Source organism: Haloferax volcanii DS2 (assembly GCF_000025685.1).
Classification (GTDB): Archaea; Halobacteriota; Halobacteria; order Halobacteriales; family Haloferacaceae; genus Haloferax; species Haloferax volcanii.
Map to the genome: position 1 here is coordinate 1,362,051 of NC_013967.1, position 15,331 is coordinate 1,377,381.

Here is a 15,331-nt window from a genome sequence, read left to right on the forward strand (position 1 = left end):
GGTCGCCTCGCGGCGGCTCGTCGGGGCGGGGTCGTCGGTCGGTCGGGGTCGTCCGCGGTCGATCTGCCCCGCAACTCTGATACCGACCGGCCGACGACGTGTGCACATGGCACATTGGACCGACAGCATCGTCGGCGACCGGATGACGGTGGACCGCGAGTTCAACGAGCAGGTGACGAACTCCCGGTTCAACAGTCAGGAGTGGGGGCTCATCATGACGGCGACGGAGTTCGAAATCGAGAACGCGGACGACCCCGAGGCGGCGCGCATCGTCGCCGACACCGAGAAGGTCCCGCAGATTATCCCCGAACTCGACAACATCCGCAGTCAGATGGGCGCGATGGGCGGCGGCGGCGACGACTCGTCGTCCGGCGGCGGCATCGTCGACTCCATCAAGGGCGCGCTCGGGATGGGCGGCGGCGGCAAGAAAGGTGAACAGGAGAAACTGGAGGCCGCGGAACGACTCACCCAAGAGTACGCCGACGCGCTCCAAGACCACCTCGAAAAGAAAGGCAAGTGGAACCAGGTCCGGGTCAGCTACCTCGAATAGCGGGGCACCCCGCCGGCGGGATGGTGCTCCTCGCGGGAGCGCCCGCGCGGTGGCTCGGGGTGTAACGACCCTCCGCAAATCAGTCGGGAGAACGCCCGAGCGTCGATGCCGAGTCGAGTTCAGTACTCGTCGCCGGCGTGGAACAGCGTCCGTTCGCTCGCCTCGTAGATGTTCATCAGTTCGTTGATGAGGTCGTCGTACTCCTCGTCGTCCTCGCGGAGCGCGTCGAGTCTGGCGACCGTCTCGTCGTCGAGGTGAATCTGCGGCATACCTACACCCACGCCGCGTGACGCCTTAAACGACGTGGGGGCGTCGGATTCGACCCCCCCATCCCCGAGAGGGTCGCCGCTGGGGGAGACGTACGAAACGAAAAACCGGCGGTGTGCCGGGTGGAGACGACGGCCGGTGTCGGCCCGCGATGCGGACGCGACGAGCGCTCGACGGTGAACGAGTCACCGTCCGCGCGACGTTACTTGAACAGCGACTGGCCGGCGCTGCCGGAGACCTCGGTCAGGTCGGCGTGCACGTCGGCGATGCGCTCGCGGATGTCGCGACCGGCGACGCGGGGGTCGAACACGTCCTTGTTCGGCGACCAGTCGGTCTCGTTGAAGAACGTGTCGCGAGCGTCCGCGACGCCCTCGGGCGGGACGATGGCGTTCGGTTCCTCGTTGTAGCGGTCGTACGCGGTGCGGGTGTACTCGTACTGGTAGCGGGTGTCCTTGTTGACCTTGCAGATGCCGTGTTTGAGCATCTCTTGCAGTTGGTCGGGCTGGACGCCCGAGGAGCCGTGGAGGACCAGCGGCGTGTCGAGGCCGTGGTCGCGCAGGGCCTGCCGGATGTCGTTGGCGAGGTCCGGACGGAGTTCGAGGTCCTTGCCCTTGGCGACGCCGTGCTGCGTGCCGACGGAGATGGCCAGCAGGTCCGCGCCCGTCTTGTCGACGAACTCGACGGCCTGTTCGGGGTCCGTGTAGAACGCCTCCTCGGCCTCGATTTCGTCCTCGACGCCCTTGATCTGGCCGAGTTCGGCCTCGATGAGCACGTCGGAGCCCGCGGCCTCGACCATCTCGACGACCTCGCGGCTCGTGGCGACGTTCTCGTCGAACGGCTCGTGGGACGCGTCGATCATGATGGACGACGGGATATCGAGTTCGATCTGCTGCTCGATGAACTCGAGGTCCGTCTGGTGGTCCATGTTGAGGAAGACGCCGATGTCGTACCGCTCGGCGATGGTCTCGATGTAATTCCCCATGGCCTTCAGACCCGCGACGGCGTCGCCGTCGCCCGCGAACCGACAGGCCCCGCCGCTCATCTGTAACAGGAGGTCCGAGTCCATCCGGTCGGCCCCCTCCATGAGACCCATCATGATGTTCGGCTCCGCGATGTTACTCGCGATGAGGCCGAATCCTTCGTCGAGCGCCTCGTCGTACACTGTGGCGAGTTCCTCCCCGCCGTAGAACGGCATTATGCGTTCACCTCGGTTTCGACAACGACTGCGAGACTAATAATGTATGGGAAGCGAGTTTCGATTCTGCACGTTTTCGTTTGTTCGCGTTCGAGTTAATTTCCATCGCCCGACAGAGCGCCGCCGCTGGAAGCGAGCGAAAAAACGGAAAAGCCGTCGCGGGAGTTACGAGAACAGCTTCTTCAGGCGGGCGAACAGCCCCTTTTCGGGGTCGCCGCCGCGGCGCACGGGCTCGTCCGACTCCGCGGCGTCGGCGTCGTCGGACGAGTCGTCGGCACCGACGTCGGCGTCCTCGCCGTCGTCACCGCTTCCGAACGTGACCGAACCCGTCTTGCCGGCCTCGGCGAGTTCGACGGCCTTCTGCACGACGGCCTCGGCGTTGTTCACGCCGTCTTTGACCGTCCCCTTGAGGACGAGTTTGCCGTCGAAGCGGTCGCGGCTGACAGACGTGTCCGAGGTGATGATGACCGCGTCCGCCTCGGCGATGGCGTCGGAGGCCAGTTCGTCCTGCGTGCCCATCGCGCCCTGAACCTCGACGTCGATGTCGTGGCCGAGGCGCTCGCCGGCCTGCAAGAGGTTCTCGGCCGCCATCTGGCTGTGTGCGATTCCGGTCGGACAGGATGTGACTGCGACGAGTTTCATTGGTCTAGTGTAAGGATTTCCGCGACTTCAGCCTTCGTGTCGGCCTGGAGGACGCGCTCCGCGAGGTCGCGGGCGTCCGCGGTGTCGGTCTCCGCGACGGCCGCCTTGACCTGCGGCACCGTCACGGCGCTCATGCTCAGTTCGTCGAGGCCGAGCCCGACGAGCAGTTCGGTGAGGTCCGGGTCGCCCGCCATCTCGCCGCACATGCCGACCCAGCAGTCCTCACCTTCGGCCGCCGAGACGGTGGCGTCGATGGCGCGGAGGACCGCCGGCTGCCGGTAGTCTCCGAGCTCAGAAACGCGCTCGTTGCCGCGCTCGGCGGCCATCACGTACTGCGCGAGGTCGTTCGTCCCGATGCTGAAGAAGTCGACGTGCGGCGCGAACTGGTCGGCCATGAACGCCGCGGCGGGCGTCTCGACCATGATGCCGAACTCGGGCAGTTCGTTTGCGACGCCCTCGGCGTCGAGGTCGGCGGCGACCGACTCGAACCGCTCGCGGCCGGCGCGAAGCTCCTCGACCGTCGAGACGAGCGGGAGCATCACCGACAGGTTCGCGCCGTCGGCGCTGGCCGCCGCGCGCAGGAGCGCGCGGACCTGCGTCTCGAAGAGGTCCGCGTCCGGACCGAGCGACCGGCGGATGCCGCGCTCGCCGAGGAACGGGTTCTCCTCGTCCGGCAGGTCGAGATACGGGACCGGCTTGTCGCCGCCGATGTCGAGGGTTCGGACGACAACGCGGCCCCCGTCGAACGATTCGAGCGCCTCGACGTACGCCTCGTACTGCTCGTCTTCGTCCGGCGGCGACTCGCGGTCGAGGAAGAGGAACTCGGTGCGGAACAGGCCGACGCCGTCGGCCCCGCGGTCGACGGCCGGCCCGAGGTCCGCCAGCGTGCCGATGTTGGCGGCGACCTCGATGTCGACGCCGTCTGCGGTCTCGACCGCCTCGTGTCGGATGTCAACGTCGGCGGCGGCCGCGGCGGCCTCCTTGCGCTCGTCGCTCGGGTCGACCACGAGGTCGCCCGACTCGCCGTCGACGACGACCTCGGTGCCGTCCTCGACGGACTGGAGCTCCTCGCCCACGCCGACGATGGCCGGCAGGGCGAGCGAGCGCGCGAAGATGGCCGCGTGGGAGGTGCGGCCGCCCGTCACGGTGACGAAGCCGGCGACGCGCTCCGGGTCGAGTTGCGCCGTGTCGCTCGGCGTGAGCCGCTCCGCGACGACGACGCTCCCCTCCGGCAGCGACGAGAGGTCGACGCGCTCGCCGTCCGAGAGGACGCGCACGAGTCGGTCGCGCACGTCGCGGAGGTCGTCGGCGCGCTCGCCCATGCGACCGCCCATGTTCTCGAACTGCTCGACGAACTCGGTGAACGTCTCCTGAACGGCGTGTTCGGCCGGGAGCCCGCTCTCGATGGCGTCTGAGACGCCGTCGGTTATCTGCGGGTCGTTGAGGAACTGGACGTGCGCGTCGAACACCGCCGCCTCCTCCTCGCCGACGCGTTCTGCGGTCCGCTCGCGCTCGGCTTCGAGTTCGTCTTCGGCGGCCGCGCGGGCGTCCTCGAAGCGGGCCAGTTCGGCCTCCGCGTCCACGTCTACCGGGGCCGGCGGCTCGGGGAGGTCCGCGTCCGGGCGGTACCAGACGACGGTGCCGACGCCCGAAAGCGGTGTCACGCCGATGCCGGAGAGGGTTCGTTCGGTCATAGCTTACTGTTTGGCTTCAGGCGTGGAAAGGATATCCTCTAGGGCGTCGAGTGCCGCTTCCGCGTCGTCGCCCTCGGCGACGAGTCGGACGGACTCGTCGTGGCCGACGCCGAGGCCGGTGACGGCGAGCATGCTGGCGGCGGGGACGAGGTCGTCCTCGTCGGCGCGGCCGAGCTGTACGTCGGCGTCGAACTTGTTTGCGGTCTCGACGAACTTCGAGGCCGGGCGGGCGTGCAGCCCGTCTTCGGGGACGACCGTGACGGTTCGCTCCATCACTCGACCACCTCGGCGAGCACGTCCTGGACGGTCTGTTTGCTCTCGGCTTCGAGGAGCTTCTCGCGCACGTCCTCGTGCATGAGCGACCGCGAGAGGGCGCTCAGAATCTGTAGGTGGTCCTCGCCGCCCGCCGCGGGGACGAGAATCATAAAGAGGAGCTTCGCCGGCTTGTCGTCCATGGCGTCGAAGTCGATGCCCTCGGCCGAGCGCGCGAAGGCGACCGTCGGCTTCGAGACGGCGTCGGTCTTCGCGTGCGGGATGCCGATGCCGAAGCCGACGCCGGTCGTCGCCTCCCCCTCGCGTTCGAGGAGGGCGTCGAGCGCGGCGTCGCGGTCGTCGACGCGACCGGCGTCGACCGCGAGGTCGAGGAGGAACTCGATGGCCCCCTCCTTCGTCGCCGGCGGCTCTTCGAGCGATATCAGTTCGAGCGGTGTGATGGTGCTGATGTCAGTGACGTCCATTGTATTGTGCTTCGTTCGAGTCTGGAAAGATTAGTTCGGTGTGGTCAGTCGTCGGAGCTCTGGGCCGCCATCTTGGCGTCGAAGTTCGGCTTGATGGCCGTCGCGATGACGGCGGTCACGATGGAGCCCAGCAGGATGCACGCGATGAACATGAACGGCTGGTTCGACAGCGGAACCACGAAGATGCCGCCGTGCGGAGCCGGCATGTTCACGCCGAGCGCCATCGAGGCCGCGCCGGCGACGGCGCTGCCCGCGACGACGCTGGGAATGACGCGGGCCGGGTCGGCGGCCGCGTACGGAATCGCGCCCTCGGTAATGAACGAGAAGCCGAGGAGCACGCCGCTCTTGGCGTTCTCGTACATCTCGGCCGCGTACTTCTGCGGCGCGATGAAGTTCGACAGCGCGAGACCGATGGGCGGGACCATCCCCGCAATCATGACCGCGGCCATCGGTGCAGTAACGCCCTCGGAGATGAGGCCGACGGAGAACACGTAGGCGACCTTGTTGATAGGGCCGCCCATGTCGGCCGCCATCATCGCCCCGAGGATGCCCCCGAGGAGAATCGCCTGTCCGCCGCCCTGCATGTTGCTCAGGAACTCGGTGAGTCCCGCGTTCGCGATGGAAATCGGGACGCCCAGCACGAACAGCATGACGGGCGTGAGCACCGCGGTCGTCGCGACCGGGATGAGGAGCACGGGCATCATCGGTGCGATGAACTCGGGCACGTCGCGCTGCTTGAACCAGCGCGCGACGATGCCGGCGAGGAACCCGGCGACGATAGCGCCGAGGTAGCCCGCGCCGGCGGAGCCGCCCTGGAGACCGATGACGTCACCGGCCGCCTGCAGGACGTTACCCTGCTGGATGATGTACGACAGGATGAAGCCCGGTGCGAGGCCCGGACGGTCGGCGATAGCGTACGCGATGTACGCGCCGAGCACCGGAACCATAAGCGTCAGCCCAGCGACGCCGATCTGCGCGAGGAACCAGCCGGCGGTCCCCGTGCTGTTGAACACGTCTTGTACGTTGTTCGAAAGCGAGGCTACCGCGTAGCCCAGCGCAAGGAAGATTCCGCCGATGGTCACGAACGGAATCATGAACGATACCCCGGTCATCAGGTCCTCCTTCACCGAAGTGAGGTAGGACCGAACTGCGTCTTCTGCGTCGTTTGCCATAGTGTTGCCACCCCTACGAAAGAACGTACGCAAATGTGCTCAAAAACCCTTTCGAATATGAACGTTACTGCGTGTTTCGGTCGTTAACAAACGTTCATCCGAGAGTCACCGGGTCCGAACGGTCGTCACCTCGACGTGCGTTTCGTTCGTCAGCACGTCTTCGAGGTCCGGGACGCGGGTCCCGGCGACGCCGACGACGCGGGACGCGGTCAGCACGCCCATTCGGAGCGCGTCGGCGTCCGAGAGGCCGTGTTCGCGCGCGGCGAGGAAGCCGGACATGACGGCGTCGCCCGCGCCGACCGTGTCCACGACCTCCACGTCGAGCGCGGGCGCGGAGAGCACCTCGTCGTCGGTGACGAGGAGCGCGCCGTCCGCGCCGAGCGACGCCAACACGTACTCGAATCCGCGCGCGTGAAGCTCCTCGGCGGCCTCGACGGCGTCGGCTTCGGTCTCGACGGTCCGGCCCGTCGCCGCCGCGAGCTCAGAGCGATTGGGTTTGCAGACGTAGTAGTCGGCGTCCAGTTCCGCGAGGTACTCGCCGCCCATGTCCACCGCGATTTTCCAGTCGCCCGCGCGGGCGAGCCTGTCCACGTCGGAAAGCGACATCCCCGGCGGGAGACTGCCGCCGACGAGCAGCGTGTCGGGCTCGTTCGCCTGCGCGGTCTCGACGAGTTCGTCCACGTCGGCTGCACGAATCTGCGGGCCGTTGTGATTGAGTTTGTACTCGCCGTCGGCCGCGAGCACAGTCGTGTTCAGCCGCGTGTCCGCGTCGACGGTGACGAAGTCCGAGGCGATGCCGTCGGCGTCGAGTCGGTCGCGGACGAACTTCCCGAAGTGGCCGCCGAGAAAGCCCGAGGCGGTCACGTCGGCGTCGAGCGCCGAGGCGTACTTGGCGACGTTGATACCCTTGCCGCCGGCGGTGAACACCGCGTCGTCGGTCCGGTGGACGACGCCGGTCTGAAGCGGTTCGTCGAAGTGAATCGTGTGGTCGACTGCTGGGTTCGGGGTAACTGTGAGAATCATCGTGCGACTCCGTCGACGACGGTGACGCCCGCGCTCTCTATCTCCTCGCGCGAGTCGGCGTCGAGCGTCCCGTCGGTGATAAACAGGTCAATCTCTTCGAGCGATGCGAACTGGACGAAGCTCCGTCGACCGAGCTTCGAGAGGTCCGCGACGAGGACGACCTTCGCGGCCTTCTCGACCATCAGCTCTTTCATCCGCGCCTCGTCCTCGTTCGGAGTCGTGAGGCCGGATTCCACGTCTAAGGCGTTCGTGCCGAGGAACAGCAGGTCGAAGTTCGTCCGCTCCATGAACGACTCCGCGGTCGGTCCCACGAGCGCCTTCGTCCGCCGGCGGAGCGTCCCGCCCGTGAGTTTGACCTCGTTGTCCTCCTCGTTCAGTTCGATGGCGAGCCGCGGCGAGTTGGTGACGCCGAGTATCGTCCCGTCCTTGGGGACCTTGCGGGCCACCTCCATCGTGGTCGTCCCGGCGTCGAAGAACACGACCTGCCCCTCGGCCAGTTCCTCGACCGCGCGGTCCGCGATTGCGCGTTTCCCTTCGAGATTCTGTACTTCCTTCTGGCCGTAGGTCTGCTCGCGCCCGACGGAGGTCACGGGGACGGCCCCGCCGTGCGACCGCTCGATGAGCCCACGGTCTTCGAGTTCGCGCAGGTCACGACGTATCGTCGCCTTCGAGTAGCCGAGATGGTCTGACAGCGACTCGACCGACCGACCGTCCGAGTCGGAGACGAGTTCGACGATACGGCGTTTGCGCTCTGCTGGTAACATCGGTGGCGATTCCTCGTTACGAGGAAGGTAGGTCGGGGAGTAGTGTTAATTGTTTATGTTGGATTCCGACCGTATCTGCTCGAAACAGCCGAATCCCACACAGGAACGAAAACGGGGTGTTCGTCGATGAGAAAACGATCAGAAACGAAAACGGGCGCGTTCGAAACGAACGCCGAATCGCCGGTTCGGCGGGTCGCCGGCGCTCAGAGTCGGTCGAGAATCGCGGCGGTCACGTCCTCCGTGGAGGCGTCGCCGCCGAGGTCGGGCGTGCGCGGCCCGTCGGCGAGGACGCCTTCGACGGCCGACCGGACGCGGTCGGCTTCGGCCTCGTGGTCGAGGTAGTCGAGCAGCATCGCCGCGGACAGAATCGTCGCGGCCGGGTTGGCGATGCCCTCGCCGGCGATGTCGGGCGCGGAGCCGTGGACCGGTTCGAACAGCGCGGCGTCCGGGCCGATGTTCGCCGAGGGGAGCAGTCCGAGGCCGCCGACGAGGCCGGCGGCGAGGTCCGACAGCACGTCGCCCGCGAGGTTCGGACAGACGATGGTGTCGAACTGCGTGGGGTCGAGACAGACGCGCGTCGCGAAGGCGTCCATCAGGACCTCCTCGGTCTCGACGCCGCGCTCGTCGGCGACGGCGACGGCGGCGTCGCGGAAGCGACCGTCCGTCTCGCGCATCACGTTCGCCTTGTGGGCGACCTGGAAGCTGCCGCCCTCGCCGCCGACGTAGTCGCAGGCGTACTCGGCGAGTCGCTCGGACGCCGAGGTGGTGACGACGCGCGTGAGCGTCGAGAGGTCCTCGGAGAGGCGGTCCTCGTGGCCCGAGTAGACGCCTTCGGTGTTCTCCCGGAGGAAGACGAGGTCCGTCTCCGGGCGGAGCGCGTCGACGCCGGGGTAGGCCTTCGCCGGGCGGACGTTGACGAAGGAGTCCACCGCGGTCCGAAGCGGCAGGATGACGTCCGCCGCGGTCTCGCCGGCCGCGCCGAACAGCGTCGCGTCGGCCTCGGCGGCGAGGTCGTACGTCTCCTGCGGGAGCGCCTCGCCGGTCTCTTCTTTGACGTGGTCGCCGGCGTCGGCCTCGACGAACTCGAAGTCGCCGACGGCCTTCAGCACGTCAACCGCCGCCGGGATGACCTCCGCGCCGATGCCGTCGCCGGGGATGACGACGATTTCCTCAGTCATCGACGTAGGGCAGGGCGGCGGCTTTCTCGGCGACCGCGTCGGCGTTCGACTTCATGAGCGCCGTCGTGTCCCAGACGCCCTCGGTGAGCGCCTTCCGTTGTGCGTCGTCGACGGTCACGTCCACGGTGGTGTCGCCGTAGGTGACCGTCTCGTTTTCCACGTCCACGTCGATGTCGCCGTCCGGGTGCTCGTCGACCCAGTCCTGGAGTTCGGTGACCGTCTCGTGGTCCGCGGTGACCGTCGGGATGCCGAGCGCGAGGCAGTTGCCCGCGAAAATCTCCGCGAACGACTCGCCGACGATGGCGTCGATGCCCCAGCGCATGAGCGCCTGCGGGGCGTGCTCCCGAGAGGAGCCACAGCCGAAGTTGGCGTTGACGACCATGATGGACGCGTCCTGGAACTGCGGCTCGTTCAGCGGGTGGTCCTTGGGTTCGTCGTTCTCGTCGTAGCGCTGGTCGAAGAACGCGAACTCGCCGAGGCCGTCGAACGTGACGACCTTCATGAACCGCGCCGGGATTATCTGGTCCGTGTCGATGTCGTTGCCGCGGATGGGCACGCCGGTGCCGGACGCGGAGTCGATTTCGGGGATTTCGTCGGTCATACCGTGGTCACCTCCTTCAGTTCGCGTACGTCAGTCACTTCCCCGGTGACGGCCGCCGCGGCGACCATGCGCGGGTTCATCAGGACGGTGCGGCCGTCTTTCGACCCCTGCCGGCCGATGAAGTTGCGGTTCGACGAGGACGCGGAGGCCTCGTCGCCCTCCAGTTGGTCCTCGTTCATGCCGAGACACATCGAACAGCCCGCCTCGCGCCACTCGAAGCCGGCTTCTTTGAACACCTCGTCGAGGCCCTCCGCTTCGGCGGCGGCCTTGACGCGCTGACTGCCGGGGACGACCATCGCGCGGACGCTGTCCGCGACCTGTCGACCCTTCACGACCCCCGCCGCGCGGCGGAGGTCGGGCAGGCGAGCGTTCGTACACGAGCCGAGGAAAGCCACGTCGATTTCGTAGCCCTCCATCGTCTCGCCGGGCGTGACGCCCATGTGTTCCTGCGCCATCCGGGCGGTTTCCTGCTTCTCCTCGGGCAGGTCTTCGGGGGCCGGAATCGGCTGGGTGATGCCGACGCCCTGTCCGGGCGTGGTCCCCCACGTCACGACGGGTTCGAGTTCGGAGCCGTCGATGGTGACGACGTCGTCGTACTCGGCGTCCTCGTCGGAGCGGATGGATTCCCAGTACGGCTTGAGTTCGTCGAACCGCTCGGGGTTCTCCTGGAAGTACTCGGTCTCTTTCAGCCACTCGTAGGTGGTCTCGTCGGGGTTGACGTAGCCCGCGCGAGCGCCGCCCTCGATGGACATGTTACAGATGCTCATCCGGCCCTCCATGTCGAGATCCTCGATGGCCTCGCCGGCGTACTCGTAGACGTAGCCGACGCCGCCTTCGGTGCCGAGGCGACGGATGATTTCGAGGATGACGTCCTTCGCTTCGACGCCGGGGCCGAGTTCGCCCGTGACCTCGATTTTCCGCACCTTCTTCTTCTCCATCGCGACGGTCTGGGTCGCCAGCACGTCGCGAATCTGGCTCGTCCCGATACCGAACGCGAGCGCGCCGAACGCGCCGTGGGTCGAGGTGTGGCTGTCGCCGCAGACGATGGTCATGCCGGGCTGGGTGAGTCCCTTCTCGGGCCCGATGACGTGGACGATTCCCTGCTCGCCCGACGTGGGGTCCGAGAAGTTGATGCCCGCTTCGCGGACGTTCTGCTCCAGTTCGGCCATCATCTCCTCGGCGGCGTCGTCGCGGAACGGCCGCGACTGGTCCGACGTGGGGACGATGTGGTCGACCGTCGCGTGCGTCCGGTTCGGGTAGGCGACTTCGAGGTCGCGCTCCTGCAACATGCCGAACGCCTGCGGGCTCGTCACCTCGTGGATGAGGTGGAGGCCACAGAACAGCTGCGTCTGGCCGGTCGGCAGCTCCGAAACCGTGTGTTCCTCCCAGACCTTGTCGTACAGCGTTCCCTCACTCATGTCCGTCACCCGGTACGACGCGGTCGTCGCGGCCGCGTTCCCAGACCTGGTTCGCGCCCTCGCCGTTGCGGGGCGTGTGGTCCACATCGCCCATCGTCTCGGTCTCGGTCGCGTCCGTCGACGCGGGCGTCGCGTCGCTCCGCCCGCCGTCGGTGACGGCCGGGCCGCGCTCGTAGACCGTGGTGAACGTCTCGCCCGTATAGGGGTTGGTGTGGCTGATGTCTCGCATTCGGTCGGTCGTGTCGTCGCGTGTCATTGGTGTCGTGTTCAGTCGTCCGCCGGCGCTTCGGCTTTCTCCGCGTCCGCCTCGTCTTCCTCGTCGGCCCACGCGAACAGATCGCGCAGCGGCGCGCCGACCTGTTCGATGTGGTGGTTCTCCTCTGCGTCCTTGAGCTGGGAGTACGACGGCCGGCCCGCCTGGTTCTCCAGAATCCACTCGCGGGCGAAGGTGCCGTCCTGGACCTCCTCCAGAATCTCCTCCATGTTCTCGCGGGCGTGCTCGTCGACGACGCGGTCGCCGCGGGTCAGCCCGCCGAACTCGGCGGTGTCGGAGACGGAGTGCCACATCTCGCCGAGCCCGCCTTCGTACATCAGGTCGACGATGAGCTTCAGTTCGTTCAGGCACTCGAAGTAGGCCATCTCGGGGGAGTAGCCCGCGTCGACGAGCGTCTCGTAGCCCTGCTTGACGAGCGAGGTGACGCCGCCGCAGAGGACGGCCTGCTCGCCGAACAGGTCGGTCTCGGTCTCCTCCTGGAACGTCGTCTCGATGACGCCCGCTCGGGTGCAGCCGAGGCCGTGCGCGTAGGCCAGCGCCTCCTCCTTGGCGTCGCCCGTCACGTCCTGGTAGACCGCGATGAGACCCGGCGTCCCCTCGTTGGACTCGTAGTTGCGGCGGACGAGGTGGCCCGGCGACTTCGGCGCGACCATCGTCACGTCGACGTCTTCCGGGGGCCGGATCTGGTTGTAGTGGATGTTGAATCCGTGGGCGAACTGGAGCGTGTCGCCGGCGTCCAGCGAGTCTCGAATCTCCTCGAACACCGCCGGCTGGACGGTGTCGGGGACGAGCACGGAGACGATGTCGCCCTCGGCGGCCGCCGCGGCGGGCTCTTTGACGCGGAGGCCGTCGGCTTCCGCGGCGCTTCGGGACGAGGAGTTCGCGCGCAGGCCGACGACCACGTCGACCCCGCTGTCCGCGAGGTTCTGCGCGTGGGCGTGGCCCTGACTGCCGTAGCCGATGACGGCTACGGTCTTGTCGTCGATTTGCGAGCGGTCGGCGTCGTCGTCGTAGTACACTTCGGTGGTGAGTTCTGTCATTGCGTGTTGGTGTTGGGTTTGGTGGGTTCGCCGGAGGTTCCGGGTTCCTCTCCGGGGACGGTCTTCTTCGAGCCGTGGGCGAGCGCGGTCTGGCCGGTCCGGGCGATTTCGATGATGCCGAACCGTCGGAACGCGTCCACGGCGTCGTCTATCTTGCGCTCGTCGCCGGTGAGCTGGACCGTGATGGTCTCGGGACCGGCGTCGAGGGTGCGGCCGTCGTACATCTCCGTGATGGCGTGGACCTTGTCGGGGTCCTCGCCGCGGACCTTCAGGAGGACGAGTTCCGCGCGGACGGCGTCGTCGTCCAGCTCGCCGACGGAGATGACGGGCTTGAGCTTCGCGAGCTGTTTTTCGATCTGGTCGATGCCCGGTTCGGGCTCCTCGACGACCATCGTGATGCGGGAGTGGTCCTCGACTGTCGTCGGGCCCACGGTGAGGCTCTCGATGTTGAACTGACGGCGGGCGGCGAGGCCGGCGACGCGCGAGAGCACGCCGGGTTCGTCCTCGACGATGGCCGAAAAGACCGCGCGCCGCGGTTCGTGTTCCGATTCCGCTTCGGGGTCGATGCGGATGCCCTGCGCGTTGCGGCGGCCGTCGGGGTGCGGCCGCTCGTCGGGCGCGGGGCCTTGCAGTCCTGTCCGATTGTCGCTCATAACTGGTCCTCCGAGAGTGCGAATTTGCCGTTCGCGCCGCCCGAGGAGACCATCGGATAGACGTTCTCCGCCGGGTCGACGTGGAAGTCGATGACCGAGGGGCCGTCGTACGCGAGCGCTTCCTCGATGACGTCGGGAACCTCCTCGTAGGAGTCGACGGTCCAGCCGCGCGCGCCGAACGCCTCGGCGAGCTTGTCGAACTGGGGACACCAGTCGTAGCCGGCGGCCATGCGTCGGCCCTCGAAGAAGGCGTCCTGCCACTGGCGGACCATCCCGATGTACTCGTTGTTCAGGATGGCGACCGTGATGTCGAGGTTCTCGCGGACGGCGACCGACAGCTCCTGAATCGTCATCAGGAACGAGGCGTCGCCGTCGACGCAGACGACCGTCTCGTCGTCGTCGGCCGCGACCCGCGCGCCGATTGCGGCGGGCAGGCCGTAGCCCATCGTGCCGAGGCCGTGGGACGAAACCCACCGCCGCGGCTCGGTGAACGTCCAGTACTGGGCGGCCCACATCTGGTGTTGGCCGACGCCGCTCGTGACGATGGTCTCGTCTGGCGTGGCCTCGTCGAGCGCCTCGACGACGAACTGCGGCTTCAGCGGCTCGTTGTCCGGGGCCGCGTAGTCCATCGGGTAGTCGTCTTTCCACGCGAGACACTGGTCGACCCACTCGCGCGCGTCGGGACCCTCGTCGAGTTCGGCGTCGACGCGCTCGATGGCGCGGCCGGCGTCGCCGACGACCGGGTAGTCCGCGTGGACGTTCTTCGAGATTTCCGCCGGGTCGATGTCGATGTGGACGACTTCGGCCTCGGGCGCGAACGTGTCGATGCCGCCGGTCAGGCGGTCGTCGAACCGCGTGCCGACCGCGATGAGGCAGTCGGTGTGCGTGATGGCCATGTTGGCGTAGCCGGTGCCGTGCATTCCCGCCCATGAGAGGCAGAGCTCGTGGTCCTCCGGCATCGCGCCGATTCCGGGCATCGTGGTGACGACCGGAATCCGGTGCTCGGTCGCGAACTGCCGGGCCACCTCGGTCGCGTCGGCCTTGACGACGCCGCCGCCGAACAACAGGAGGGGCTTCTCCGCGCGCTCGATTGCGCGCGCGGCGGCCTCGACCTGCGAGTCGGCCGGGTCGGTGCGGGCGCGACACGTCTCGGGGGGCTGTGCCGGCCCCGACTCGGTGTCGGTCTCGTTGAGCGAGACGTCCTTCGGGAGGTCGACGAGCGTCGGGCCGGGTCGGCCCTCGGCGGCGAGCGCGAACGCTTCGCCGACGGTGTCGCCGACGGTGTCGGGCGACGAGGCGAAGTAGTTGTGCTTCGTGATGGGCGCGGTGACGCCCGTGGTGTCGGTCTCCTGGAACGCGTCGGAGCCGACCATGTCGGACGGGACCTGTCCCGTGAGCGCGAGCACCGCGTCGGAGTCCATGTTCGCGTCGGCGATGCCGGTCACGAGGTTGGTCGCTCCCGGACCGGACGTGGCGAGACAGACGCCGGGGTCGCCGCGAACGACGCCGTACGCGTCGGCCGCGTGCGCCGCGCCCTGCTCGTGGGCCATCGTCACGTGACGGATGTCGGAGTGGTACAGCGCGTCGTAGATGGGCATTATCGCCCCGCCCTGCACGCCGAAGGCGGTCTCGACGCCGGCGTTTTCGAGGGCGCGGACGACGGCCGTCGAACCCGAGGTGACTTCGGTCGGCGTCTGGGCCGCGTCGTCGGCGGCGTCGGTCGCGTCGGGGTCGGTCGTGGCTGCGGTTCGTTCGCTCATGTGTGGGCTCCGTGGTGTGTGGTCGGTCGTCGATACGGGCTGTCTGGTGACTGCGTGTGGTGCTGGTGCGCCATTGTAGGGACTGCGGACGTGTCTGAAAACGGTGCGAATACGCGGGACGGAGAGATGGTGTGGTAGGGGGCTATGCCCCTACAATAATGAGCGACCGAATCGCAGCGACGGCGGCGGCGCTGGCCCCGGCGTCCGGGGTCGCGCGAACCGCGTGTTCGTCGTGCGAGGTCATCGTATGCAACACGTCCGTCCCGTCGGTAATAATGTTTTCGCGGCGGGCAACGATTGCACGCCGGTCGGGAGGTCGAACGCGTGCAGGGCGGTCGCCCCGTAGGGCCACAGCCCGGCGCC

At 67.6% G+C, this 15,331-nt stretch carries 17 protein-coding genes; 1 reads left to right on the plus strand and 16 read right to left on the minus strand.

The features are described from left to right. Positions 1 to 106: 106 nt before the first annotated feature. On the plus strand, positions 107 to 550 hold the full coding sequence (locus HVO_RS11905; RefSeq protein ID WP_004043443.1) for a DUF5799 family protein: 444 nt from the start codon (positions 107 to 109) through the stop codon (positions 548 to 550). Between the two features lie 119 nt (positions 551 to 669). Here HVO_RS11905 and HVO_RS20950 read toward each other — a convergent pair whose 3' ends face one another. From HVO_RS20950 to ilvB, 16 genes are all read right to left on the minus strand, one after another. After that, entirely contained in the window at positions 670 to 819 is a 150-nt protein-coding gene (locus HVO_RS20950) for a DUF7557 family protein (protein WP_004043442.1), read from the minus strand. Positions 820 to 1,019: 200 nt separating this feature from the next. Next, the gene (gene fba / locus HVO_RS11910) at positions 1,020 to 2,012 is read right to left on the minus strand and encodes a class II fructose-bisphosphate aldolase (protein ID WP_004043441.1); all 993 of its coding nucleotides are present in this window, start codon (positions 2,010 to 2,012) and stop codon (positions 1,020 to 1,022) included. Between the two features lie 165 nt (positions 2,013 to 2,177). Beyond that, positions 2,178 to 2,654 carry a fructose PTS transporter subunit IIB gene (gene ptfB, locus HVO_RS11915; protein WP_013035585.1) on the minus strand — a complete coding sequence of 159 codons (477 nt, stop codon included), beginning with the start codon at positions 2,652 to 2,654 and terminating at the stop codon, positions 2,178 to 2,180. Beyond that, positions 2,651 to 4,348 (minus strand): phosphoenolpyruvate--protein phosphotransferase, encoded by a 1,698-nt coding sequence (gene ptsP, locus HVO_RS11920; protein WP_004043439.1) that lies wholly within the window; start codon positions 4,346 to 4,348, stop codon positions 2,651 to 2,653. The genes ptfB and ptsP overlap by 4 nt, the downstream gene beginning before the upstream one ends. A 3-nt stretch (positions 4,349 to 4,351) precedes the next feature. Beyond that, positions 4,352 to 4,621, minus strand: coding sequence for a phosphocarrier protein HPr (gene ptsH1, locus HVO_RS11925; RefSeq protein WP_004043438.1), 270 nt, complete (start codon positions 4,619 to 4,621; stop codon positions 4,352 to 4,354). Continuing rightward, on the minus strand, positions 4,621 to 5,085 hold the full coding sequence (gene ptfA, locus HVO_RS11930; protein WP_004043437.1) for a fructose PTS transporter subunit IIA: 465 nt from the start codon (positions 5,083 to 5,085) through the stop codon (positions 4,621 to 4,623). The genes ptsH1 and ptfA overlap by 1 nt, the downstream gene beginning before the upstream one ends. A 44-nt stretch (positions 5,086 to 5,129) precedes the next feature. Beyond that, a complete protein-coding gene (gene ptfC / locus HVO_RS11935) occupies positions 5,130 to 6,257 on the minus strand; it encodes a fructose PTS transporter subunit IIC (protein ID WP_004043436.1) in 1,128 nt (375 codons plus the stop codon). A gap of 105 nt (positions 6,258 to 6,362) precedes the next feature. Next, positions 6,363 to 7,280, minus strand: coding sequence for a 1-phosphofructokinase (gene pfkB / locus HVO_RS11940; protein WP_004043435.1), 918 nt, complete (start codon positions 7,278 to 7,280; stop codon positions 6,363 to 6,365). Continuing rightward, entirely contained in the window at positions 7,277 to 8,044 is a 768-nt protein-coding gene (gene glpR / locus HVO_RS11945) for an HTH-type transcriptional regulator GlpR (RefSeq protein ID WP_004043434.1), read from the minus strand. Before glpR ends, pfkB begins: the two co-directional genes overlap by 4 nt. A gap of 203 nt (positions 8,045 to 8,247) precedes the next feature. Then, positions 8,248 to 9,222: a 3-isopropylmalate dehydrogenase gene (leuB, locus tag HVO_RS11950; protein ID WP_004043433.1), complete on the minus strand. Its 975-nt coding sequence runs from the start codon at positions 9,220 to 9,222 to the stop codon at positions 8,248 to 8,250. Continuing rightward, the gene (gene leuD, locus HVO_RS11955; protein WP_004043432.1) at positions 9,215 to 9,823 is read right to left on the minus strand and encodes a 3-isopropylmalate dehydratase small subunit; all 609 of its coding nucleotides are present in this window, start codon (positions 9,821 to 9,823) and stop codon (positions 9,215 to 9,217) included. The genes leuB and leuD overlap by 8 nt, the downstream gene beginning before the upstream one ends. Further along, positions 9,820 to 11,241 (minus strand): 3-isopropylmalate dehydratase large subunit, encoded by a 1,422-nt coding sequence (gene leuC, locus HVO_RS11960; RefSeq protein WP_004043431.1) that lies wholly within the window; start codon positions 11,239 to 11,241, stop codon positions 9,820 to 9,822. Before leuC ends, leuD begins: the two co-directional genes overlap by 4 nt. After that, positions 11,234 to 11,497, minus strand: coding sequence for a hypothetical protein (locus tag HVO_RS11965; protein ID WP_004043430.1), 264 nt, complete (start codon positions 11,495 to 11,497; stop codon positions 11,234 to 11,236). Before HVO_RS11965 ends, leuC begins: the two co-directional genes overlap by 8 nt. 11 nt (positions 11,498 to 11,508) lie before the next feature. Continuing rightward, positions 11,509 to 12,555: a ketol-acid reductoisomerase gene (gene ilvC / locus HVO_RS11970; RefSeq protein ID WP_004043429.1), complete on the minus strand. Its 1,047-nt coding sequence runs from the start codon at positions 12,553 to 12,555 to the stop codon at positions 11,509 to 11,511. Next, on the minus strand, positions 12,552 to 13,208 hold the full coding sequence (gene ilvN, locus HVO_RS11975; protein WP_004043428.1) for an acetolactate synthase small subunit: 657 nt from the start codon (positions 13,206 to 13,208) through the stop codon (positions 12,552 to 12,554). Before ilvN ends, ilvC begins: the two co-directional genes overlap by 4 nt. Further along, entirely contained in the window at positions 13,205 to 14,968 is a 1,764-nt protein-coding gene (ilvB, locus tag HVO_RS11980; RefSeq protein WP_004043427.1) for a biosynthetic-type acetolactate synthase large subunit, read from the minus strand. The genes ilvN and ilvB overlap by 4 nt, the downstream gene beginning before the upstream one ends. Between the last annotated feature and the right edge of the window lie 363 nt (positions 14,969 to 15,331).